Below are 19,864 nucleotides of genomic sequence, written 5' to 3' on the forward strand. Positions count from 1 at the left end.
GAGCCTGATGGGGCACGCCAGGATGTTGGTGATTTCCGTCCCAGCGCGTGTCCAAGTCCCAGCAGCCGGTTGTGGAGATGCGGGATCTGACGATGCAATGGGGCGCGCGGCCGGTGCTAGATCGCGTCAATTTGTTAATGCAGCCGGGCGAACGCCTCGCCGTGGTGGGCCCTTCCGGCGCGGGAAAGTCCACGGTGTTGCGCCTGCTGGCGGGGCTTCAGCTGCCCACCAGCGGAGAATTGCGGCTGTTCGACCAACCGCAGACCTACCTGCGACTGGACCAGACCGATCCACCCGATGTGCGGCTGGTGTTCCAGAACCCTGCCCTGCTGGCGTCCTTGACGGTGGAGCAGAACGTTGGCTTCTTTCTGCGGGAACAGGGTCAGCTCACGCCGGCGGAGATCCGTGAGCGGGTGGAGGACTGCCTGGAGGCGGTGGGGCTGTTTGATGTCGCCCATCAGTACCCCGGGGAGTTGAGCGGTGGCATGCAGAAACGTGTGAGCTTTGCCCGAGCCCTGATTGACAACCCGCAGCGGGGGGACAACGCCATGCCCCTGCTGCTTTATGACGAGCCCACGGCGGGGTTGGATCCGGTGGCCTGCACCAGGATCGAGGACCTGATCGTGAAGACCACCACCGTGGCCAAGGGCTGTTCTGTGGTGGTGAGCCATGTGCGCAGCACGATCGAGCGGTCAGCCGAGCGGGTGGTGATGGTCTATGGAGGCCACTTCCAGTGGTCGGGGTCGGTGGAGGAGTTCCGCACGACGGATAACCCCTATGTCGAGCAGTTCAGGACGGGTAGCCTGCGCGGGCCGATGCAGCCCTCACACTGATTGCCATGCGACGCAGTGTTCGAGACGCCATCGTGGGCTTCACCGTGATCGGTGGCATTGTCGGCTTCGCCGCCACGGCGATGTGGATGCGGGGCATTCGGCTGGGGTCCGGCCACTGGACGGTGACGGCGTCGTTCAGCGATGCCGGCGGCCTGGCGGAACGCTCGCCGGTGACCTATCGCGGCATCCTTGTCGGTTCGGTGCGTTCGGTGCGGGTCACCCCAGAGGCCGTGGTGGCCGACCTGGAGATCGACAAGGGAGATCTGCGCCTGGCTTTGCCGGTGACGGCCACGGTGGCGTCAGGCTCTCTGCTGGGTGGCGATGCTCAGGTGGCTCTGGTGAGTCGCGGAACCCCGCTTCCTGAGAAGGCTCCGCTGCCGAAGGCCGGCAACTGCGACACCAGTCGTCAGCTCTGTAACGGCGCCACGATCCAGGGTCAGGAAGCCCCAAGCCTCACCACGGTGACCGAAAGCCTGCAATTACTGCTGTCCCAGGCCAAGGACGCTCAACTGGTTCCCAACCTGGCCAAATCGACAAAGCAGTTCGAGCAGACCGCGATCGACGCGTCGGAGTTCCTCACCAACGCTGATGCAACGTCGCGGGAGATCGCTGGACTTGTTGAACAGTTGCGTGTGGAGATCGCCAGAGCCCAGCCGATGATCGACAACCTCAATGCTGCAACCGCCAACGCAATGCAGGCGTCAGCCCACGTGAACAACATCTTGGCGGCTCTGGACAACCCCAAGACCATCAATGAACTGCGTCAGACCGCGGCCAACGCAGCGCAACTCAGCGCCAAGATCGATGCTGTCGGTGGCGATGTGGCCAAACTCACCGCTGACCCGGCATTCATGGATGGTTTGCGCAATGTGACCATCGGCCTGGGGGCTCTGTTTTCGGAGGTTTATCCAGCTGAAACCAATAACTAAGCACGATATCGTTAAAATTTAGATGCGATATCGTGCCAAACGAGATGGTTAGATTTCGTTGATGGCATTCATTGCCACAGCGGCGATCGCCTGATCGCTGGCCTTGGGCAGCTGCACATATTTGCCACCGGCGGCTTCGGCGAGGTCCTTGCCCATGCCGCTGCCGATGAACTTGCGCTCGGTGTCGATCACCAGCAGCTTGATCCCGAGCATCCGGTAGCGGGCGGCGACGTCCAGCACCTCCTGCTTGAGGTCGGGTTTCTCCTCGCCTTCCAGTTCCGGTTGGCCCAAGGATGTGCTCAGGGGCACGTTGCCGCGACCGTCGGTGATGGCCACCACCACCACCTGGCCGAGATCGCCGGTAGCCAGCGCATTGGCACCGACGCGGGCGGCCTGGGTGAGGCCGTGGGCCAGCGGTGAACCACCACCGCAGGGCATCGATTCCAGCCGGCGCCGGGCCGCTGTGATCGAGCGGGTTGGAGGCAGCAGCACCTCGGCCTGATCGCCGCGGAAGGGGATCAGGGCGACTTCGTCGCGGTTTTCGTAGGCCTCGGTGAGCAGTCGGATCACGGCGCCCTTGGCGCTCTGCATCCGGTTGAGGGCCATCGAGCCGCTGGCATCCACGAGGAACACCACCAGGGCGCCGGCCTTGCGCTGCAGCAACTTGGCCCGCAGGTCGCCCTCCTCCACGATCACCGAGCGACCCGGTTCCCGCTCTCGCCGGATCTTCTGATACGGCGCGGCCGCACGCAGGGTGGCATCCACGGCGATGCGACGCACCGGACCGCGGGGCAGCATCGGTTTCACATAACGCCCGCGGCTGTCGCTGAGCACCACTGAACGGCTGCCGCTGTTGCCGCTCTTGGCCTTGGCGGCGTTGAACAGCAGCAGATCAGAGTCCACTTCGATCGCTTCGGGATCGAGCATGAACTCCTCGGGCACAGCTGGAGGGGCCTGGTCCTCCTCGCCGTCGCCGTCATCGTCGTCGGTGTTGTCCTCCGGCGGATCGTTGTCCTCCGGCGGATCGTTGTCCTCCTCCTCACCGGACCCTTCCGGTGGCGGCGGTGGATTCTCCTGCTGCTGGTCGCCCTGGTCCTGGGGCGGTGGCGGCGGCTCCTGGTCCTGCGGCGGCGGCGGCTCCATCTGCTGATCCGGCGGTGGCATCTGTGAGGCCCGCGGGGCGATCACCAGGGCCACGGCCACCTGCAGGTCGTCGGCTTCCACCACATCGCGGCCGCTGAGGGCCGCATGGGCCTTCGCCACCCGCACGGCATAGAGCTCGGAGCGGTGCCCTTCCACGCCGCCACGGATGGCTTCGGTGACGAGGTACTCGATCTGTTCGCCACTGATCTGCACATCCGGCAGCCACTGGCGGGCCAGCAGCAATTGGGTTGCAAGGGCGTCGGTTTCCTCGCCCCACTTTTCGGCAAAGCTGCGGCTGCATTGGCCATGGCTGATCACCGCATTGGTGATTTCCACCCGCTGCTCAGTGCTCACCAGCTGGTTTGCCGAGAGTGCGATGGCAAAGCGATCCAGAAGGTGATCGCGAACGTTGCCCTCCTCAGGGTTGTAAGTGGCGATCAGCAGCGGCCGGCAGGGGTGGCTGAGGCTGAGGCCTTCGCGTTCCACCCGGTTCTCGCCGCTGCCCACGGCCGCGAGCATCAGGTTGACGATGCCGTCATCCAGAAGATTGAGCTCGTCGACATAAAGCACGCCGCGATGGGCTTCCGCCAGCAGGCCTGGCTGGAACACGGCGCTGCCGCTGGAGAGCGATGCAGCGACATCAACGGCACCCACCAGGCGGTCTTCGGTGATGCCCAGGGGGATCTGCACGAAGGGGGCGGGGATCACTTTGGAGGGGGCTTCGCCGCTGATCCGCTCCCGAGTGGCGTCGTCCCATTCCTCCGGGTTCTGCGGGTCGAGGTTTCGACCTACGCCGCCCTCGGCATCAAGGATGTCGATCGGTGGCAGAAGGGCATGCAGGCCTCTGGCCAGAACCGATTTGCCGGTGCCGCGCCCACCGGCAATGACCACGCCGCCCAGGCCGGGATCAACCGCCGCCAGCAACAGGGCGAGCTTGAGGGTTCCATGACCGGTGATGGCGGCCAACGGAAAGGCTCGTGTCGCCTGGTCGTCCTTCACCGCTACACCGGTTGCCACCATGGACGCATTCAGCCCGTTCGTGCGAGCTAGTCTCGCTGATGCACCCGATCGATGACACTTCCTTAGCGGTGGCCCTGGGGGCCAACCGACCCAGTGCGGTGGGATCGCCCCGCGCCACGCTGCTGGCGGTGCAACCTCAGCTGGAGGCTCGGCTTAGGGCCTGGGCCACTCAGGAGCTGGTTTACCGCTGGTCATCCCTGCATGACACCGCCCCTGTCGGTGGCCCCCCGGATCAGCCCCCTTATTGCAATGCGGTGCTGCTGGTGCAGGGGCTGAAGACTCCGCCGAGCGAGTCCGCCGCCCTGCAACTGTTGGATGCGCTCCAGGGGCTGGAACAGGAGTTCGGCCGCGACCGATCCCATGAGCAGCGCTGGGGCCCCCGCAGCCTTGATCTGGACCTGCTGTTCTGGGGTGAGCTGCGGCTGGAGCACCCGCGCCTGCTGCTGCCCCACCCGCGCCTGCACCTCAGGACCTTTGTGCTGGCGCCGTTGCTGCAGGCGATGCAGGGGTCGGCTTCACGGTGATTACCTGATCGGCCTGGGCCAGGAGCTCCGGGTCGTGACTGCTGATCAGCATCAGCCGTTGCTGGGCGCGTTCCTGAACCACGGAACGAACCTGCGCAGCGGCCTTGGCATCGAGAAAGGCTGTGGGTTCATCGAGCACCTCCAGCGGCTTGTCGCGCAACCAGGCCCGTAGCAGCCCGAGCCGATGAATCTCTCCGCCGGAGAAGGGATCCTGCGCCAGGGCCAGCGGTGCATCCAGCCCGCCAGGGCGTTCCAGCAAGTGGCTCAGCCCCAGCCGTTGCAGCCAGGTTTCGATCGCCTCCTGGTGCTGATCGGCCCCCAGCAGCAGGTTGTCGCGCAGGCTCGCTTCAAACAGCACAGCGTTCTGAGGGGCGTAGGCGATCAGCTGGTGCATCTGCCGTGCGCCTGCCAGCCCGCTCAGTCGCCACGTTTTGCCGGCGCAGCACAGCTGCCACGCACTGTCTTCCTCGTTGAGCAGTCCACAGATGCGATCGATCAATGTCGTCTTGCCGCTGCCGGAGGGGCCAGTGAGCGCCACCAGCCCGTTGGCACTCAGGCAAAGGGATGTCAAGCCTGGGGAAGCGTTATCGCTGCTGCTCCAGTGCAGCTCGCTCCATGGTGCAGTGGAGAGCGTCGTCAGGTTGGTTTCAGCAATGGTCTGGTCGCTGGTTTCGCCCTGGCGGGGAATCAGCTGTCCGCGTCGCTGGCACAGGGCTTCGTAGCCCGGCAGGTTGCCCAGGCAGAGCCTGCGGGCCTGCACCACGGTGCTGAGGGAGGCGCTGGAGCGGTAGGCCAGCACCAGGGTGGTGGTGAGCGTTTCGCCGCTCAGATCCTCGCCCTGCATCAGCATCCACAGCCCGGCGACGGCCACCACCAGGGTGTCGCGCCAAGCGTTGTAGCTGGCTCGGCGGCGAACCCGTTCCTGCAGCAGCCAACGCCCCTCCGCCGTGTCCTTGGCGAAGCGCTGCAGCAGCCATCCCTCCGCTGTTGCGGCGCGCAGGGCTTTCAGGCCATGCAGCCCATCCCCGACCGTTCTCTGCAGCGCTGCATTCAGCCGGCTCTGGATGCGGCCGAGACCCCAGCTGCCGGAGCGCTGCAGCAGGGCGGCGGCTGTGGTGGCCAGCAGGGCGAGCAACAGCGGCCAGGCGGCGGTTCGGCCCACCAGCACCACGCTGGCGAGGTAGATGCCCATGGCCAGCAGCGACTGCCCCAACCGCACCGCCTGATCCAGGCTCAGGGCTGTGCGGTTGATGTCGGCCATCAGCAGGGCGAGCAGTTCACCGCGCCCCAGCCGATCCAGCTGGGCTGAGGAGGCCTCGAACACCTGATGTAGCAGCTGTTGCCGCAGCCGGTCGGTGAAGCCGGAGCGCAATCGCTCCCGCTGGATGTCCACCTTGGCCTGGATCAGGCCCCGCAGCAGGATCAGACCCACGAGCATTCCCAGACTTCCCGCCACGGGCAGGCCCTGGATCAGTGCAGGTGAACCGCTGCCCAGCAGCAGCGTCACCGCCAGCCCCAGGCCGGCGATGTCGAGCAGGCTGTTGAGACTGCTCAGCCCGCTCAACCAGGCCAGGTGCCGCCAGCCCGCTTCCCGAGCCAGGGCTTTGAGCAGCTGGATCTGCCGCAGGCGGGCCAGCTGTGGTGGACCTGTTTCGCGCAAAGCGGACGACGGGGGACTGGGTTCACCCGCCATGCTGGGCCCCAGCAATGCCTGTGTCCCATGGCGCCCCTGCCGTCGCCAGAACCGTTTGATCTGCTGGAAACGGTGGAGGTGGTGAATGTCCGCAAACTCCGCTTCGAGCGCAATCGGATCAAGTTGCCGATGGGAGTGGAGGCCACCTTCGGGATGATTCGCCACCCCGGCGCCTCCCTGGCGGTGCCGATCACCGAAGACGGTCAGGTGGTGTTGCTGCGCCAATACCGCTTTGCGGTGCAGGCCCGGCTGCTGGAATTCCCTGCAGGCACGCTGGAAGAGGGCGAAGACCCTCTGGAATCGATGCAGCGGGAACTGGGGGAAGAGGCGGGCTACAGCGCGGCGCGTTGGGATGCTCTTGGTCCGATGCTCCCCTGCCCGGGCTACTCCGACGAGGTGATCCATTGCTTCCTGGCCCGCGAGCTCACTCCTCTGGAGAACCCGCCTGCGGGTGATGACGACGAGGACCTCGAGGTGGTGTTGATGACCCCCATGGATCTCGATGCCCGGCTTGGATCCGGTGATGAATGGCTGGATGGCAAGAGTGTCACCGCCTGGTATCGCGCCAAACAGCTCTTGGGTCTGGGATGACGACCACGCGTGTTCTGTTCTGGCACCGCCGCGACCTGCGCCTGGCGGACAACCTCGGTTTGGCGGCCGCTGCGGAGATCAGCCCGGCGGTGACCGGGGTCTATGTGCTCGACCCGCAGGTGATCGCGCCCCCAGAGCACCTGCCGCCGATGGCTCCTGCGCGGCTGTGGTTCCTGATTGAGAGCCTCGTGGAATTGCAGCAGCGCTGGCGCGAGGCCGGCAGTCGCCTGCTGGTTGTGGAAGGAGACCCCGTGGCGTTGTTGCCGCAGCTGGCGGAGCAGATCGGCGCTTCAGCGGTGGTCTGGAACAAGGATGTGGAGCCCTACGCCCGCGAGCGCGACCGGCAGGTGGCCCGGCAGCTGCAGGCCGATGGCCGCAGGGTGGTGGTCGACTGGGATCAGTTGCTGATCGCGCCGGAGCTGCTCAAGACCGGCGGTGGTGATCCTTATCGCGTCTACGGCCCGTTCCTGCGCAACTGGCGCGGCCAGGTGCAGGCCAAGCAGACCAGCACGGTTGCAGCCCCCACGGGGTTGGTGGATCTGCCGCCGGAACTGGTGCCGGCTGGTGATCCCCTGGCGGAACGACGGGACTGCCATGGCTTCAAGGGCACCGAGATCTGCCCCTGTCGCCCCGGCGAGGCGGCGGCGATGCAGCAACTCACCACGTTCTGCGATGGGCCGCTGCTCGGCTACGAACCCGACCGTAATTTCCCCGGCACCGCCAGTACCTCGTATCTGAGTGCGGCCCTGAGTGTGGGCACCCTCAGTCCGCGCCAGGCCTGGTGTGCCGCCCAAGACACCCGCGACCAGGCCCGCAGCGAGGAGCAGCTGCAGGCCATCACCGTTTGGGAGCAAGAGTTGTGCTGGCGCGAGTTTTACCAGCAGGCCCTGTTCCATTTCCCCGAGCTGGCCGATGGCCCTTACCGCGAGCAGTGGCGCCGTTTCCCCTGGGAGAACAACCAGGACTGGTTCGACTTCTGGAAGGATGGCCAGACCGGCATGCCGATCATTGATGCCGCCATGCGTCAGCTCAACCAGACCGGCTGGATGCACAACCGCTGCCGCATGATCGTGGCCTCTTATCTGGTCAAGGACCTCATCTGTGACTGGCGCTGGGGCGAGCGAGCCTTCATGGAGCTGGAGGTGGATGGGGATCTGGCCGCCAACAATGGCGGCTGGCAATGGAGTGCCAGCAGCGGCATGGATCCCAAGCCCCTGCGCATCTTCAATCCGGCCACCCAGGCATCCAAGTTCGATTCAGCGGGTGACTACATCCGCCAGTGGGTGCCGGAGCTCCGCCACGTGAATACCAAGGATTTGCTCAGTGGTGAGATTGGTGGACTCGAGCGGCGGGATTACCCCGAACAGCTGGTCAATCACAAAACCCAGCAGGCGAAATTCAAGGCGCTTTACGCAACCATCCGCTCCTGATTGCCAGCCAAAGGCAAGGGCGTTGGACTGGACTGATCCAGCACCTGTTTCACGGTGTCGATCACGGTCTGTTGCTGCTCCTGACTCAGTTCCGGGAAGATCGGCAGGCTTAGCACCTGGCTGCAGAGTTGCTCAGTCACTGGCAGGGAACCCTGCTCGAGACCCAGACCGGCATAGGCCGGTTGGCGGTGAATCGGTATGGGGTAATAGATGATCGTGTTCACGCCGCGCTCCATCAGGGTCTGCTTCAGCCAGTCGCGGCAGCAGCTTTCCGGGAGTCCGTGGCTCGAGCTGGTGGCCGACGGTGAGCAACGGGCGTTGCAAAGGGGCTGGCCGGTGGGGCAGCTGCCGATGCGCACCACGAACTGATTCCAGCTGTGACCGTCGTCAGTTGTGGGAAGGGTGAGGCCTTTCAGATCTGCCAGAGCGTCCCGGTACCTAGTTGCGATAGCGGTTCGGTTGCTGATCCACTCCCCCAGCTTGGGCAGCTTCACATTCAGAACGGCTGCCTGCATGGCGTCGAGGCGGCTGTTGTAACCGAGAGCCGTGTGCAGGTAACGCTTCGGCATGCCGTGGACCGCCAGCTCACGCATGGTTTGAGCCAGGGCGTCATCGTTGCTGGTGGCTGCACCGCCATCCCCTGCCGCACCGAGATTCTTCGTCGGGAAGAAGCTGAAGCAGCCCACATCACCGAAGCTGCCGACGGGTTTGCCGTTCCAATGGGCTCCGCTGGCCTGGGCACAGTCCTCAACCACCTTGAGGTTGTGGGCTTCGGCGATGGCCATCAGGCGGTCCATATCCACCGGTCTGCCAAACAGATGCACAGGCATCAAGGCCTTCGTCGCCGGCGTGACCGCCGCTTCGATCTGATCCAGATCGATCAGGTAAGTGGTGGGGTCCACATCCACGAACACGGGCGTGGCACCGACGGCGCTGATGGCCTCAGCGGTGGCAAAAAAACTGAAGGAGCAGGTGATCACTTCGTCGCCCGCGCCAATGTCCAGAGCTCGCAGGGCCAGGATCAGGGCATCGGTGCCGCTGTTGCAGCCCACGGCGTGGCTGCAGCCGAGGCTAGAGGCAAAAGAGTCTTCAAATTGCTTGATCTGCGGCCCGCCGATGTACTGGCCGCTTCGCAATACATTCAGCACCGCCTCTTCGAGGTCCTGGCCCAGATCGCTGATCTGCTGGCTGAGGCTGAAGGGGGGAACCTGCATAAACAAAATCTTAAGCGGATCAGCCGAACCACTCCGGCTCCTGTCCGGGATTCCATTTCACGTTGCAGCCCACCGAGGCGGTCTGGTTGGGATTCACAGTGCTGCCGCTTAGGACCGCCTCCAGAGCGGCCCGCAGGTCAACACCGTTGAGCGGCACGTCGTTGCCGGGGCGGCTGCCATCCAGCTGACCGCGGTACCGGAGCGTCTGCGGTCCATCTCCATCAGCCGCAAAGAGGTAAAACTCCGGGGTGCAGGCGGCTCTGAGATCGCGGGCCAGGCGTTGCTGTTCATCCAGCAGATAGGGAAAACGCCAGCCGTGGCGACGGGCCTGGTCCGCCAGCTGCTCCGGGCCGTCTTGGGGATGGGTGATCAGGCTGTTGCTGCTGACCGCCAGCAGCTGAACCGCCGTGCCGTAGTCCCGCTCCAGTCGGCTCAGTTCCGGTTCCACATGCTTGACGAACGGGCAATGGGCGCAGATCACCATCAGCAGCACTGGCCGCCCATCCAGGTCGGCGTTGCTGATGCTGCCCCCTGCGACCGCCGGCAGTGAGAACGCCGGTAGGGGAGTGTCCAGAGCCAGCATCGTGGAGGGTGTGAGGGCCATGGCGATTCCTGCAGATCCGTCGTGTTGCTATCAGGATGACCGCAGCTCGAGAAGTGCGATGCAGCGCGGGCTGGCCATGGCAGGGGTGATGCTGTTGCTTGGTTGTTCGGCGCCAGCGGACCCCCCCAGCTGGCGCGTGATTCCCCTGCAGCGCTACGCCCCCCACGACGGTTTGGCGGTGGTGAACCAACCGGATGGCTACGGACTGCACATCTTTCTGGAGACGGACACCAGCGATCCAGCGATCTGCAGACCCCGTTGGCTGCCGGACCCAGCGCGTCTGTTCAACGGCAATGGCACCACCCCGTTCAGTTCCGGTCTGGCGACCCGTGCTGAGTTCTTTGCGGCGGTGGCACGCAAGGACGTGACCAAGGCTTTGCAGCGGGAGTTGGAAGCCCTCTGCCAGCAGCGTGCCCCCGATGCCCAATGGGTCTGGAGCGAGCCACCACGATCGGAAGCGGAGGTGGTGCCCGTGCGTCTGCCGGCCCTGGAACAAGGGGAACTGCTCACCAATCCCGTCGATGAGCTGGAGCGGGTGGAAGCGTTGCTGCGCAATCAGCCTGCGGCCGAGTAGCTCTCCCACACCACCGGCTCCGCCTCGCGCCAGTAGCGGCTGAAGCGCCCAAGCCGTGGTGGCCGAGGCAATTCGACGAAAGGCTCAGGATCCAGTTCCTGCAAAGGCAGCTCCGCTTCGATGGCATCGGCGATCCGTTGCAGGCGCGGATCCACGGCGGTGCTGGTCACCACGCCATCCGCCCCATGGCGATGTGCGAAGGCGATCACTTCGGCCGCCACATCCCCCTTGCGCAACGTGAGTGGGAGCTCGAGGGCGTTTTCGTAGAGAAAACCAAGGCGTTTGCGGCTGATCCGGGCGGCCTCAATCCAATTCGTGTCAAAGACGAATAGCGCTGGCGCATCCGGCCAGGCCCGCAGGGCTGGGTTGGCGGGTCCAAGGGCTTCTTCGTGAACCCAGAGAATCGGTCGTTGCAGAGTCATGGCTTCCAGTCGGTATCTATCGCTTGGGGCGGGCCAGGGCAGCACTGGCGCCCCCCTTCCCCTGTTGGCGGTTGTTCGGCCGTCGGTCCCGACGGTTGCGGTCGTTGCCGCTGTCCCGAATGGCCGGCATCGGGGCAAACAGCTGACTCTCCAACTGGTCGTAACTGCCCTCGAAGGGGCAACGGCTGGCGCTGGGACAGCCATCGCAATAGCGGCCATCGCTGTAGCGCTCCAAGTTGCCCCGATTGAAGAAGTAAGGCTTGTGGCTGAAGCTGCTGGCGACCCACTGCCAACTGAGGTGGTTGCTGGCGGGATCGCCGTCCAGCAAGTGTTCGAGGAACCAGTCGGCGCCGGCTTTCCAATGCACCCGACGCCAGTGCACCAGCCAGGCGGCCATCCACATGCGGGCGTGGTTGTGCAGCCAACCCGTCGTCACCAGCTCGGTGCGGAAGCCATCCATGCAGGCCAGCCCGGTGCGGCCGTCGCGCACGTCTTCGGGTAGCTCCCTGGCGTAGGAGCTGGCGTCGTGGCCTGTCTTGAACGCCTCCTGGTCGTTGTGGATGCCATCGCCCAGATCCAGCCACATCCGCTGCCAGAAGTCGCGCCAGCCCAGCTCGTTGATCAGCTTGCCGCCGTCGTCCCGTTTGCGGATGCGTTGAAACACGGCATCACGCACCTCCGCCAGCGTCAGCACGCCGTGGCGGATGAAGGGGGAAAGGCCGGTGACGGCACCCTTCAGGTGATTGCGGCTTTTGGCGTAGCGGGACGGCTGCACCTTCGCCAGTTTGGCGTCGGCAGCCTGGCGGCCGCCGTGGATCGGGCTGAGGGGACCCTCCGCGCTGGGGAATTCCTGAGTCAGCAGCGCCTCGAGGGAGTCTCTTGAGGCGAACTGACGGGGCAGATCGCCGGGATGGGGGGCTGACGGGGTGCTGGGCACCGGCCTTCTGAAGCGAGCGAGCCGAGATCCTGGCGGGGGATGGGGGAGAATCGCGCGATGCAACCCGTTCCGGTCCGTTTCGATGCTGCTTGATCTCACCGGCAAGAAGATCCTCGTCACCGGCATCGCCAACAACCGATCGATCGCCTGGGGCATCGCGCAGCAGTTGAAGGCGGCCGGCGCCGAACTCGGCATCACCTATCTGCCCGATGAAAAGGGCCGCTTCGAAGCCAAGGTGCGCGAACTCACCGCACCGCTGGAGCCCAGCCTGTTCCTGCCCCTGAATGTGCAGGACGCCGACCAGATGGCCGAGGTCTTCGCGGAGATCAAGGAGAAGTGGGGCGTTCTTGATGGCCTCGTGCACTGCCTGGCCTTCGCCGGCAAGGAGGAGCTGATCGGCGACTACAGCGCCACCACGGCGGAAGGCTTTGCCCGCTCCCTTGATATCAGCGCTTATTCCCTGGCCCCCCTCTGCGCCCATGCCAAGCCGCTGTTCAGCGAGAAGGCCGGCGTGATCACGCTCTCGTACCTCGGCGCAGAGCGGGCCATTCCCAATTACAACGTGATGGGCGTGGCCAAGGCGGCCCTGGAGGCCTCCGTCCGCTACCTGGCTGCTGAGCTGGGTCCGGAGAAGCAGGTGCGCGTCAACGCCATCAGTGCCGGCCCGATCCGCACCCTGGCCAGCTCCGCCATCGGCGGCATCCTCGACATGATCCACAACGTGGAGGAGAAAGCTCCCCTGCGCCGCACCGTGACCCAGATGGAGGTGGGCGGCACCGCAGCCTTCCTGCTCAGCGATCTGGCCAGCGGCATCTCCGGACAGACCATTTACGTGGATGCGGGCTACTGCGTCACCGGCATGTGAGGCAGCATGAGGACAGCGGAGCAGCGGTGATGGCACGTCAGGGGGAGATCCATCGGGTCACCGGTGAAACCGATGTGAAGGTGCGGCTGGACCTGGACGGTTCCGGCCAGTGCCAGGCCAGCACCGGCGTGCCGTTCCTCGATCACATGCTTCATCAGATCAGCAGCCACGGCCTGATCGATCTGGACGTCAATGCGGTGGGCGATACCCACATCGATGATCACCACACCAATGAGGACGTGGGCATCGCCGTGGGCCAGGCCCTGGCTCAGGCCCTGGGGGACCGACGTGGCATCCATCGCTTCGGTCATTTCGTGGCGCCCCTGGATGAGGCCCTGGTGCAGGTGGCCCTGGATTGTTCCGGCCGTCCCCACCTCAGCTACAGCCTGATCATTTCCAGCCAGAAGATCGGTACCTACGACACTGAGCTCGTGAAGGAGTTCTTCGTGGCGGTGGTCAACAACAGCGGGCTGACCCTCCACATCCGCCAGCTGGACGGGGCCAACTCCCACCACATCGTGGAGGCCTGTTTCAAGGCGTTTTCGCGCGCCTTGCGCATGGCCACAGAAATCGATCCCCGCCGGGCTGGCGCGATCCCCAGCAGCAAAGGCGTCCTGGAGCAGGCCGGCGCCAACTGAGGCCGGCTGCGCGCTTCACAGTCCGTTACGAGAGGATGGTGCCACGTTGACCCTCCGCCCGTGACCGTCGCCCCCGCCCGCAGCTACGACCGCAGCGACTGGGCCAGCGCCTTTGTCAATGTGGAGGAGGAACTCACCGATGTGGCGCTGACGCCGGTGCGTGGCGCGGTGCCCACGGAGCTTCAGGGCACCCTGTATCGCAATGGACCCGGTCGTCTGGAGCGGGATGGCCATCGGGTGCATCACCCCTTCGATGGCGACGGCATGATCGCGGCGATGCGGTTTGAGAACGGCAGCGTTTCCCTCAGCAACCGCTTTGTGCGCACCGAGGGTTGGCTGGCGGAGGAAAAGGCCGGCAAGGTGCTCTACCGAGGCGTGTTCGGCAGCCAGAAACCCGGCGGGCGTCTGGCCAATGCCTTCGATCTGCGCCTGAAGAACATCGCCAACACCAACGTGGTGCGTCTGGGTGATCAGTTGTTCGCTCTTTGGGAAGCCGCCGAGCCCCATGCCCTCGATCCCCGCAGCCTGGAGACCCGCGGCCTCTCCCGGCTCGATGGTGTGCTGAAGAAGGGCGAGGCCTTCAGCGCTCACCCGCGCTTCGATCCCGGCCACAACGGCCGGCCCTGCATGGTCACCTTCGGTGTGAAGACCGGGCCCCGCAGCACCATTCGTCTGATGGAATTCGCCACCGATGGTCCTGATGCCGGTGCGCTGCTGCACGATCGTTCTGACACGTTCCCCGGTTTCGCTTTCCTCCACGATTTCGCCATCACCCCCAACTGGGCGGTGTTCCTGCAGAACGCCATCGCCTTCAATCCCTTGCCGTTTGTGACCGGCGAAAAAGGTGCTGCCCAGTGCCTGGCCTCACAGCCCGGCGGCAAAGGGCGTTTCTGGTTGATTCCGCGCGACTCCGGTCGTTTCGCCGGACAAAAACCCCGCATCCTCGAAGCCCCCGACGGCTTCGTCTTCCATCACCTCAACGCCTTTGAGGACGGAGATCATGTGGTGGTGGAAAGCATCGTCTACGACGATTTCCCGTCCATCGGTCCCGATGACGATTTCGCGCAGGTGGATTTCGACAAGGTCCCCGAGGGAATCCTGCACCGCTGCCGCCTTGATCTGAGCCGCGAATCGGTGCAGACCGAGCGGATCAGCGAGCGGACTTGCGAGTTCGCCATGGTGAATCCAGAGCGTCAGGGCCTCAGAGCCCGCTTCGCCTGGATGGCTGTTGCTGAGCGGGAGACAGGCAATGATCCGTTGCAGGCCATTCAGAAGCTTGATCTGGCTTCCGGCGCCACCCACACCTGGAGTGCTGCCCCCCGTGGTTTCGTGAGTGAGCCGTTGATGGTGCGTAGTCCAGGTTCGGAAGCTGAGGACGACGGTTGGGTGCTGGATCTGGTGTGGAACGGGGCCCGGGCTGCATCCGATCTGGTGATCCTTAATGCCCGTGATCTGTCGGAGGTGGCGGTGCTGGAGCTGCCGCTTGCGGTGCCCCATGGCTTGCACGGCAGCTGGGCCGCTGAGTCCTGAGGCCCGCCTCGGCTCAACTGAGTCCTTCCCGTTTCGCTTCCTTCCAGGCCAACCGTGGAGCACTCCAGAGGGTGGCCAGCACCAGCGGTGTGACCGGCACCGCGGTGATCACGATGAAGGCCTGCAGGGCATCGATGGAGGTGCTGTCCCCCAGGCCGCTGCCGATGCGCAGCAGCACAAGTGTGAGGCTGCCGATCATCAAGGCCCAGAACAGTCGCAGGGGGGCCGGTGGTTCTGTGCGGCCGCTCACCACCATGGCGGCGGCGTAGCTCATGGAATCGGCACTGGTGCACATGAACAGCACCACCAGCACCAGACCGATCGGGATCAGAAGGCCTGCCAGGGGGAGTTGGCTGAGGATCGCGAGCAAGGCCGCCGCGGCACCGTTCTGGGCCAGGGCCTCACTGATGCCAGCACCGGCCAGTTCCAGTTGCAGACCGGTGCCCCCCAGCAGCGTGAACCAGATGTTGGTCACGATCGGGCAGAGAATCGCCACGGCCAGCACCAGCTCGCGGATGGTTCGGCCACGGCTGACGCCAGCGGTGAACAGACCCATCAGTGGGGCATAGCCGAGGAACCAGCCCCAGTAGAAAACGGTCCAGCCGTTGATCCAGTTGCCCGGCGCCAGATTGGGCGTCAGAGCCATCCGCGGCAGGTGGATCAGATACGTCAGGAAGCCGCTGAAAAAGTGCTGGATCAGCCACAGGCCAGGCCCGAGCAGCAGCAGCCCGGCCGCCATGGTGAGCGTCAGCCAGACATTGAGTTCCGACAGCCACTTGATCCCCTTCTGTATCCCGCTGACGGTGGAGCTGGCGAAGACAGCGGTGAGCAGCACCACCACCAGCGACTGCAGCCCGGCGCTGTCGCTGAGCCAGGGCAGCTGGCCGGCGGCGTTGCTGAGTTGAAGGGACAGAAACCCAAGGGGGCCGACGGTGCCGGCAATCGCCGCGACCACGGACAGTCCATCCGCGAGGTGACCGATCGGCCCATCCACCCAGCCCCGCGGCACGATGTTCACCAGCAACGTGCGTGGCCGCAGTGGCTCGCCCCGACGTTCCAGGATTGAAAAGGTGATCGTGGTGGTGGTGGCCACCAGGGCCCAGGCAAGAAAGCCCCAGTGCAGAAAGCTCACCGCCAGGGCAGGATCCACTGCTTCCGCGGTCCCCCCTTGGACGCCCGCAAACACGGGTGATGGAGTCTGGAAGTGATACAGCGGTTCGGCAGCGGACCAGAAAACGCCACCCCCGGCCAGCAGGGTGCAGATCAGCACCGCGCACCAATCGAACAGTTTCAGACTTGGTTTGGTCTCAGCGCCACCAAGGCGAACGTTGCCGACCGGGCTGATGGCAACGACCATAGCGATCACAAAGACCAACAGCACCATCCATTGCCAGAGCCCACCCAGGGCCGTGCTGACCACAGCCTTGCCGTTGTCGGTGAATTGCTTTGCCAGGGCCAGGTCAATGGCTGACACCACCAGAAAGATCAGCAGTGGCGTGGCACCGACCCAGAGGGGCGGCTGCCGCCACCAGGACCGATCGCTCGTGGGATGGATGGTCATGCTTTCAGGCTCGGACGGCATCGCGCTGGTGGCTCCAGCAGGAAAGGTCAACGGCAGGCTGCTCACCGCAGGCCAACCGCGCCAGGGAATCTCCGATCAGCGGTGCGAACTTGAAGGCCTGACCGGAGCCACCGGCGAACAGGCTGAGGCTGGGGCTGAGGCGATCCAGCACAAAATTCACATCGCTGGCCATGGAGTACGGGCTCATCACCGTTTCCACGCGCTCTTGAACGCCCTCCACGTTGTTGAACAGGAAGGTGTCGAGCAGTTCCACGAGCCTTGGCGGCGCCTCAGTGGCCATGGCGTTGGGCTCGGCCACGCGGAGCTCCTGGGGCGCCCAGTCGATCCCGGCTTTGATCCGGGGCCGGCCGTCTTCGGTGTGGCTCAGCACCGGGAATGCGTAGTAGAGACCGCCATCATCGCCCCGTTCGCGCTGGAAGCAGAACCACTGGGGATAACGATCGGCCAAGGCCGGATCGACGGTGTAGTGGGCCCAGAGCATCGGCCAGACCTCCAGTTTCGGTGCCAGACCCAGGGGGGCCAGCAGCAGCTGACTCCAGATGCCGCTGGCCACCACCACCTGGCCAGCACCGATGTGATGGCCGTTCTCCAGAGTCACACCGGTCCCGTCGGCATCGATGCCTGCCACGGGGCAATGCTCGATCAATTGGTGACCGGCCTGCCGTGCCGTGCGGGTCCAGTGGGCGATCACCTTGTCGCTGCGGACCGCGCCGGCGGTGGGTTCAAACAACCCCGTGAAATCCGACTTGGGCTTCAGTGGGAACCGTGATCTGATCGCATCGGCATCAAGGGCTTCATAGGGAATGCCCTGATCGTCCATCACCCGGCGGGCACCGGGGATCGAGCCTTCAATGGTCTCCTCGTCCCAGCTTTCGCCGTAAAACAGCAGCCCGTGGGTTTCCCGGAGCTGCTCACCGGCATGGGCTTCCTCCTCCCGCCACAGGCGGTTGGCCTCCTGGGCCAGGCGACAGAGCACCGGGTCGGAGTACATCTCCCGGAACATCCTGGTTTCGCCGAAGCTGCTGGCTTTGGCATGGGCCAGGGTCTTGGCTTCCAGGAGCACCACATCGTTGATGCCGCGGCGCGCCAGGGAGGCGGCGCAGCTGAGGCCCGCCATGCCGCCACCGACGATGACGATGGCCGCTTGGGTCGGCAGGGAAGAGGATTGGGTCATGGGGTGTCCCCGAAGCTGAGGCCGATGGGATCGGTGGATGGTGTGGCGGCCACTTCGTCCAGGGCGGCGCCAACGGACAGGCCCTGATCGCGCTGGTTGAGGAAGTCATTGGCTCGTCTGCGGACCTCCTGACGGACGAAGGCGTAAACGTCCGTGGCCCCAGCACCCTTCCAGGCATCCGGTGAGAAGCGCTCAATCGAGTCGGCGATCACCGCACCGGCGTTCACCAGGGGGTCGGGCAGCACCCGGATTCCCCGGCGCCGCAGGTCATCGGCCAGGTGCGGACTCTGGAAAGGGGCATTGGCCGCAGGCACCACGGAGGTGACCCGCAAGGCAGAGGCCATCTCCGCGTTGATCAGGCCGGAAATGGAACAGGGCAGCAGCAGGTCGAGTTTCAATTCCCACCAGGGGCAGCCCTGGGCCAGGGGTGTGGCGCCGGGGAACCCTGCGCGTTCGCGGCTGAGATCCACTGTGAACACGGTCCAGCCATGCTCAACCAGCGTGCGGGCCACGGTGCCGCCCACCGCCCCGCAGCCGTGCACCAGGGCCTGGCCGGGTTTCGCATCTTTGAGTTCCGCTTCGAGCACCGCTTCCACGGCGCCCAGGGTGCCGTGGGCTGTGGCGGCGCTGGCATCCACCGGGCTGCCGACGGCAGCCAGCACATGGGGCGTGAGCTCCGTGAGTCGCTCCATGTCCTCGAGGCTGGTGTTGAGATCACATCCGGTGATCATCGCGCCGTCCAGGGACTGCAGCAGTTCTGCGGTCACGTTGATCAGCTCATCCTTTACGGCGGCGGGTTCCTTGGCCCGAGCCACGATCTTGCCGCCGGCGAAACCGGTGCCGTAGAGATCGTGCTTGTGGGTCATCAGCCCGGCCAGCCGCTCGCCGTCGGCGATGCAGGCTTCATCACTGGGGTAGTTCAGCAGCCGCAGGCCACCGTTGGCAGGACGCTTGGCATCGGTGTCCTCGGCCACCACGAACACCGAGAGATGTTCGGAGACGTGTTCCGCCAGCACCGAAACAGTCGGTGTGGGTCTGGTTGTGGTGGTCGTCATCAGGCGACCTTCTCCATCATCTGATGGTGCTCGACGTAGTCCAGGCTCCATTCACTCGGAGCTTCGGCGATGCGCTGCTCCAGTCGTGCATAGACCTGATCGGCCACGGCATCTCCAGCAACGCTGGCAAAGCTGTGACGGCTCCAGCTGCGAATGGTGGCCATCAGTCCAGCGGCAAAGCTGGCGGTGTCACCATCCTCATTCCAACGGCGGCGGTACGGACATTTCACGTACACCGTGTGCTCGTCGACGAGTCGCAGACCATTGCGGTAAGGAGCCGAAGCGGTGTCCTTCAACGGCGCCATGAATTCTTCAGGCGACTTGTAGAAGTTCAGGACCGTGCCCTTGCGGTACTGCTCTTCGCTGATCAGGCCCTCATCGGCCATGCCGCGCCAGATCTGATGCAGCTGGTCGTGAACGTTGCGGGTTTCACCGCCGTTGTGGCCGAGATAGCGCCCTTCACCATCCCGGGACAGGTTCACCGTCAGCAGGCGGCCACCGACTTTGAGTTCCTTGCTGCGCAGCTCGAGAACGTAGGTCCAGTCCTTGAGTGCTTGGGCCGTGAAGCGCTGGAGGGCTTCTCCATCGCCGGAGGCGAGCACGTGAGTGTGGGTGTCCAAGGGTCCGGGCGACTCACTCAGCCAGTGCATGGCTGTGGCGGAGAAGCCGAAACTCACGGTGTTCGGTGCCACCGATGGCTCGTAGAAGCTGCGGGCACTGACGAGCACGGTCGGCTTGGGGGCCCTGGGGATCTGCAGAGCCAGGTTCTCAGCCAGGGCCACATTGTCGTTGCTCGGCAGGTCATTGCCGATCAGCGTCAAGTGGGCATCGGGCTGGTTGGCGTGCAGGCGGTCCAGCACCTGATGCCAGAGACCGACGGCAGTGCCGCCATCGGCAGCTCCGTAATCGATCAGAACATGACTGTCTTGGGCAGTCAGTTGGTCAACACAAGTCAAGGCCCAGTCCGAGGCGGCTTCGATGCAGAGGAGAGCGCCTTCGGTCTGCGCGCTGTAACCCGTGGTCATGGCGATGGCCATCGACCTTGTCAGCGGCAGTAATTACCGTACAGGACGAATTTGTCAGAGCTTCGTGACAGAGAGCACCTG

19 protein-coding genes are annotated in these 19,864 nt (G+C 64.8%); 9 read left to right on the plus strand and 10 right to left on the minus strand.

All coding sequences use genetic code 11. The annotated features are described in order from the left end of the window. The first annotated feature begins 77 nt into the window (after nucleotides 1-77). Both SynA1528_RS01190 and SynA1528_RS01195 read left to right on the plus strand, forming a co-directional pair. Nucleotides 78-833 (plus strand): ABC transporter ATP-binding protein, encoded by a 756-nt coding sequence (locus SynA1528_RS01190; RefSeq protein ID WP_186588211.1) that lies wholly within the window; start codon nucleotides 78-80, stop codon nucleotides 831-833. A gap of 5 nt (nucleotides 834-838) precedes the next feature. After that, the gene (locus tag SynA1528_RS01195) at nucleotides 839-1,762 is read left to right on the plus strand and encodes an MlaD family protein (RefSeq protein WP_186587333.1); all 924 of its coding nucleotides are present in this window, start codon (nucleotides 839-841) and stop codon (nucleotides 1,760-1,762) included. A gap of 48 nt (nucleotides 1,763-1,810) precedes the next feature. Here SynA1528_RS01195 and SynA1528_RS01200 read toward each other — a convergent pair whose 3' ends face one another. Then, a complete protein-coding gene (locus tag SynA1528_RS01200; protein WP_186587334.1) occupies nucleotides 1,811-3,925 on the minus strand; it encodes a magnesium chelatase subunit D family protein in 2,115 nt (704 codons plus the stop codon). Nucleotides 3,926-3,963: 38 nt separating this feature from the next. On the opposite strand from SynA1528_RS01200, the gene folK reads away from it, so the two are divergent. After that, nucleotides 3,964-4,449, plus strand: a complete 486-nt coding sequence (gene folK / locus SynA1528_RS01205) for a 2-amino-4-hydroxy-6-hydroxymethyldihydropteridine diphosphokinase (RefSeq protein ID WP_186587335.1) — start codon at nucleotides 3,964-3,966, stop codon at nucleotides 4,447-4,449. Here the strand turns inward: folK and SynA1528_RS01210 are convergent. Then, entirely contained in the window at nucleotides 4,391-6,142 is a 1,752-nt protein-coding gene (locus tag SynA1528_RS01210) for an ATP-binding cassette domain-containing protein (RefSeq protein ID WP_186587336.1), read from the minus strand. The two genes, folK and SynA1528_RS01210, sit on opposite strands and share 59 nt — an antisense overlap. 27 nt (nucleotides 6,143-6,169) lie before the next feature. Here SynA1528_RS01210 and SynA1528_RS01215 point away from each other — a divergent pair, with 27 nt between their 5' ends. Both SynA1528_RS01215 and SynA1528_RS01220 read left to right on the plus strand, forming a co-directional pair. Further along, nucleotides 6,170-6,733 (plus strand): NUDIX hydrolase, encoded by a 564-nt coding sequence (locus SynA1528_RS01215; protein WP_186587337.1) that lies wholly within the window; start codon nucleotides 6,170-6,172, stop codon nucleotides 6,731-6,733. Further along, nucleotides 6,730-8,163: an FAD-binding domain-containing protein gene (locus SynA1528_RS01220; protein ID WP_186587338.1), complete on the plus strand. Its 1,434-nt coding sequence runs from the start codon at nucleotides 6,730-6,732 to the stop codon at nucleotides 8,161-8,163. Before SynA1528_RS01215 ends, SynA1528_RS01220 begins: the two co-directional genes overlap by 4 nt. Here the strand turns inward: SynA1528_RS01220 and SynA1528_RS01225 are convergent. Together SynA1528_RS01225 and SynA1528_RS01230 are read right to left on the minus strand one after the other, a co-directional pair. Beyond that, nucleotides 8,142-9,377, minus strand: a complete 1,236-nt coding sequence (locus SynA1528_RS01225) for a DegT/DnrJ/EryC1/StrS family aminotransferase (protein ID WP_186587339.1) — start codon at nucleotides 9,375-9,377, stop codon at nucleotides 8,142-8,144. The genes SynA1528_RS01220 and SynA1528_RS01225 overlap by 22 nt on opposite strands. Before the next feature lie 19 nt (nucleotides 9,378-9,396). Then, nucleotides 9,397-9,981, minus strand: coding sequence for a thioredoxin family protein (locus SynA1528_RS01230; protein WP_186587340.1), 585 nt, complete (start codon nucleotides 9,979-9,981; stop codon nucleotides 9,397-9,399). Between the two features lie 58 nt (nucleotides 9,982-10,039). Between SynA1528_RS01230 and SynA1528_RS01235 the strand changes: the two genes are divergently transcribed. Then, the gene (locus SynA1528_RS01235) at nucleotides 10,040-10,555 is read left to right on the plus strand and encodes an MlaA family lipoprotein (RefSeq protein WP_186587341.1); all 516 of its coding nucleotides are present in this window, start codon (nucleotides 10,040-10,042) and stop codon (nucleotides 10,553-10,555) included. Here the strand turns inward: SynA1528_RS01235 and SynA1528_RS01240 are convergent. After that, a complete protein-coding gene (locus SynA1528_RS01240; RefSeq protein ID WP_186587342.1) occupies nucleotides 10,537-10,977 on the minus strand; it encodes a hypothetical protein in 441 nt (146 codons plus the stop codon). The two genes, SynA1528_RS01235 and SynA1528_RS01240, sit on opposite strands and share 19 nt — an antisense overlap. A gap of 16 nt (nucleotides 10,978-10,993) precedes the next feature. Then, on the minus strand, nucleotides 10,994-11,914 hold the full coding sequence (locus tag SynA1528_RS01245) for an FAD-binding domain-containing protein (protein WP_286187851.1): 921 nt from the start codon (nucleotides 11,912-11,914) through the stop codon (nucleotides 10,994-10,996). Between the two features lie 82 nt (nucleotides 11,915-11,996). On the opposite strand from SynA1528_RS01245, the gene fabI reads away from it, so the two are divergent. Genes fabI through SynA1528_RS01260 form a run of 3 tightly spaced genes read left to right on the plus strand, consistent with a single transcriptional unit; the run spans nucleotide 11,997 to nucleotide 14,947 of the window. Then, a complete protein-coding gene (gene fabI, locus SynA1528_RS01250; protein WP_186587343.1) occupies nucleotides 11,997-12,779 on the plus strand; it encodes an enoyl-ACP reductase FabI in 783 nt (260 codons plus the stop codon). Between the two features lie 29 nt (nucleotides 12,780-12,808). Further along, complete coding sequence (gene hisB, locus SynA1528_RS01255) at nucleotides 12,809-13,417, plus strand: imidazoleglycerol-phosphate dehydratase HisB (protein ID WP_186588212.1); 609 nt, start codon at nucleotides 12,809-12,811, stop codon at nucleotides 13,415-13,417. A gap of 60 nt (nucleotides 13,418-13,477) precedes the next feature. Continuing rightward, complete coding sequence (locus SynA1528_RS01260) at nucleotides 13,478-14,947, plus strand: carotenoid oxygenase family protein (protein ID WP_186587344.1); 1,470 nt, start codon at nucleotides 13,478-13,480, stop codon at nucleotides 14,945-14,947. Between the two features lie 13 nt (nucleotides 14,948-14,960). On the opposite strand, the gene SynA1528_RS01265 is transcribed toward SynA1528_RS01260, so the two are convergent. The 4 genes from SynA1528_RS01265 to SynA1528_RS01280 are packed head-to-tail and all read right to left on the minus strand — an operon-like array spanning nucleotide 14,961 to nucleotide 19,795. Next, nucleotides 14,961-16,508: a BCCT family transporter gene (locus SynA1528_RS01265; RefSeq protein ID WP_186587345.1), complete on the minus strand. Its 1,548-nt coding sequence runs from the start codon at nucleotides 16,506-16,508 to the stop codon at nucleotides 14,961-14,963. A 4-nt stretch (nucleotides 16,509-16,512) separates the two neighbouring features. Beyond that, complete coding sequence (locus tag SynA1528_RS01270) at nucleotides 16,513-17,703, minus strand: FAD-dependent oxidoreductase (protein ID WP_186587346.1); 1,191 nt, start codon at nucleotides 17,701-17,703, stop codon at nucleotides 16,513-16,515. Next, on the minus strand, nucleotides 17,700-18,758 hold the full coding sequence (locus SynA1528_RS01275; RefSeq protein WP_186587347.1) for a Glu/Leu/Phe/Val dehydrogenase dimerization domain-containing protein: 1,059 nt from the start codon (nucleotides 18,756-18,758) through the stop codon (nucleotides 17,700-17,702). Before SynA1528_RS01275 ends, SynA1528_RS01270 begins: the two co-directional genes overlap by 4 nt. Next, nucleotides 18,758-19,795 (minus strand): class I SAM-dependent methyltransferase, encoded by a 1,038-nt coding sequence (locus SynA1528_RS01280; protein WP_186587348.1) that lies wholly within the window; start codon nucleotides 19,793-19,795, stop codon nucleotides 18,758-18,760. The genes SynA1528_RS01275 and SynA1528_RS01280 overlap by 1 nt, the downstream gene beginning before the upstream one ends. Nucleotides 19,796-19,864: the final 69 nt, after the last annotated feature.

The organism is Synechococcus sp. A15-28, assembly GCF_014280175.1.
In the GTDB taxonomy this organism is placed as follows: Bacteria; Cyanobacteriota; Cyanobacteriia; order PCC-6307; family Cyanobiaceae; genus Parasynechococcus.

What these genes read in the sequence shown, in the direction of transcription:
- SynA1528_RS01240 (WP_186587342.1), bottom strand. Translation starts at nt 10,977, where the DNA reads ATGACTCTGCAACGACCGATTCTCTGGGTTCACGAAGAAGCCCTTGGA.
- SynA1528_RS01210 (WP_186587336.1), bottom strand. Translation starts at nt 6,142, where the DNA reads ATGGCGGGTGAACCCAGTCCCCCGTCGTCCGCTTTGCGCGAAACAGGT.
- fabI (WP_186587343.1), top strand. Translation starts at nt 11,997, where the DNA reads ATGCTGCTTGATCTCACCGGCAAGAAGATCCTCGTCACCGGCATCGCC.
- SynA1528_RS01265 (WP_186587345.1), bottom strand. Translation starts at nt 16,508, where the DNA reads ATGACCATCCATCCCACGAGCGATCGGTCCTGGTGGCGGCAGCCGCCC.
- SynA1528_RS01270 (WP_186587346.1), bottom strand. Translation starts at nt 17,703, where the DNA reads ATGACCCAATCCTCTTCCCTGCCGACCCAAGCGGCCATCGTCATCGTC.
- SynA1528_RS01195 (WP_186587333.1), top strand. Translation starts at nt 839, where the DNA reads ATGCGACGCAGTGTTCGAGACGCCATCGTGGGCTTCACCGTGATCGGT.
- SynA1528_RS01235 (WP_186587341.1), top strand. Translation starts at nt 10,040, where the DNA reads ATGCAGCGCGGGCTGGCCATGGCAGGGGTGATGCTGTTGCTTGGTTGT.
- folK (WP_186587335.1), top strand. Translation starts at nt 3,964, where the DNA reads ATGCACCCGATCGATGACACTTCCTTAGCGGTGGCCCTGGGGGCCAAC.
- SynA1528_RS01280 (WP_186587348.1), bottom strand. Translation starts at nt 19,795, where the DNA reads ATGGCCATCGCCATGACCACGGGTTACAGCGCGCAGACCGAAGGCGCT.
- SynA1528_RS01230 (WP_186587340.1), bottom strand. Translation starts at nt 9,981, where the DNA reads ATGGCCCTCACACCCTCCACGATGCTGGCTCTGGACACTCCCCTACCG.
- SynA1528_RS01220 (WP_186587338.1), top strand. Translation starts at nt 6,730, where the DNA reads ATGACGACCACGCGTGTTCTGTTCTGGCACCGCCGCGACCTGCGCCTG.
- SynA1528_RS01225 (WP_186587339.1), bottom strand. Translation starts at nt 9,377, where the DNA reads ATGCAGGTTCCCCCCTTCAGCCTCAGCCAGCAGATCAGCGATCTGGGC.
- SynA1528_RS01275 (WP_186587347.1), bottom strand. Translation starts at nt 18,758, where the DNA reads ATGACGACCACCACAACCAGACCCACACCGACTGTTTCGGTGCTGGCG.
- SynA1528_RS01190 (WP_186588211.1), top strand. Translation starts at nt 78, where the DNA reads ATGCGGGATCTGACGATGCAATGGGGCGCGCGGCCGGTGCTAGATCGC.
- hisB (WP_186588212.1), top strand. Translation starts at nt 12,809, where the DNA reads ATGGCACGTCAGGGGGAGATCCATCGGGTCACCGGTGAAACCGATGTG.
- SynA1528_RS01215 (WP_186587337.1), top strand. Translation starts at nt 6,170, where the DNA reads ATGGCGCCCCTGCCGTCGCCAGAACCGTTTGATCTGCTGGAAACGGTG.
- SynA1528_RS01200 (WP_186587334.1), bottom strand. Translation starts at nt 3,925, where the DNA reads ATGGTGGCAACCGGTGTAGCGGTGAAGGACGACCAGGCGACACGAGCC.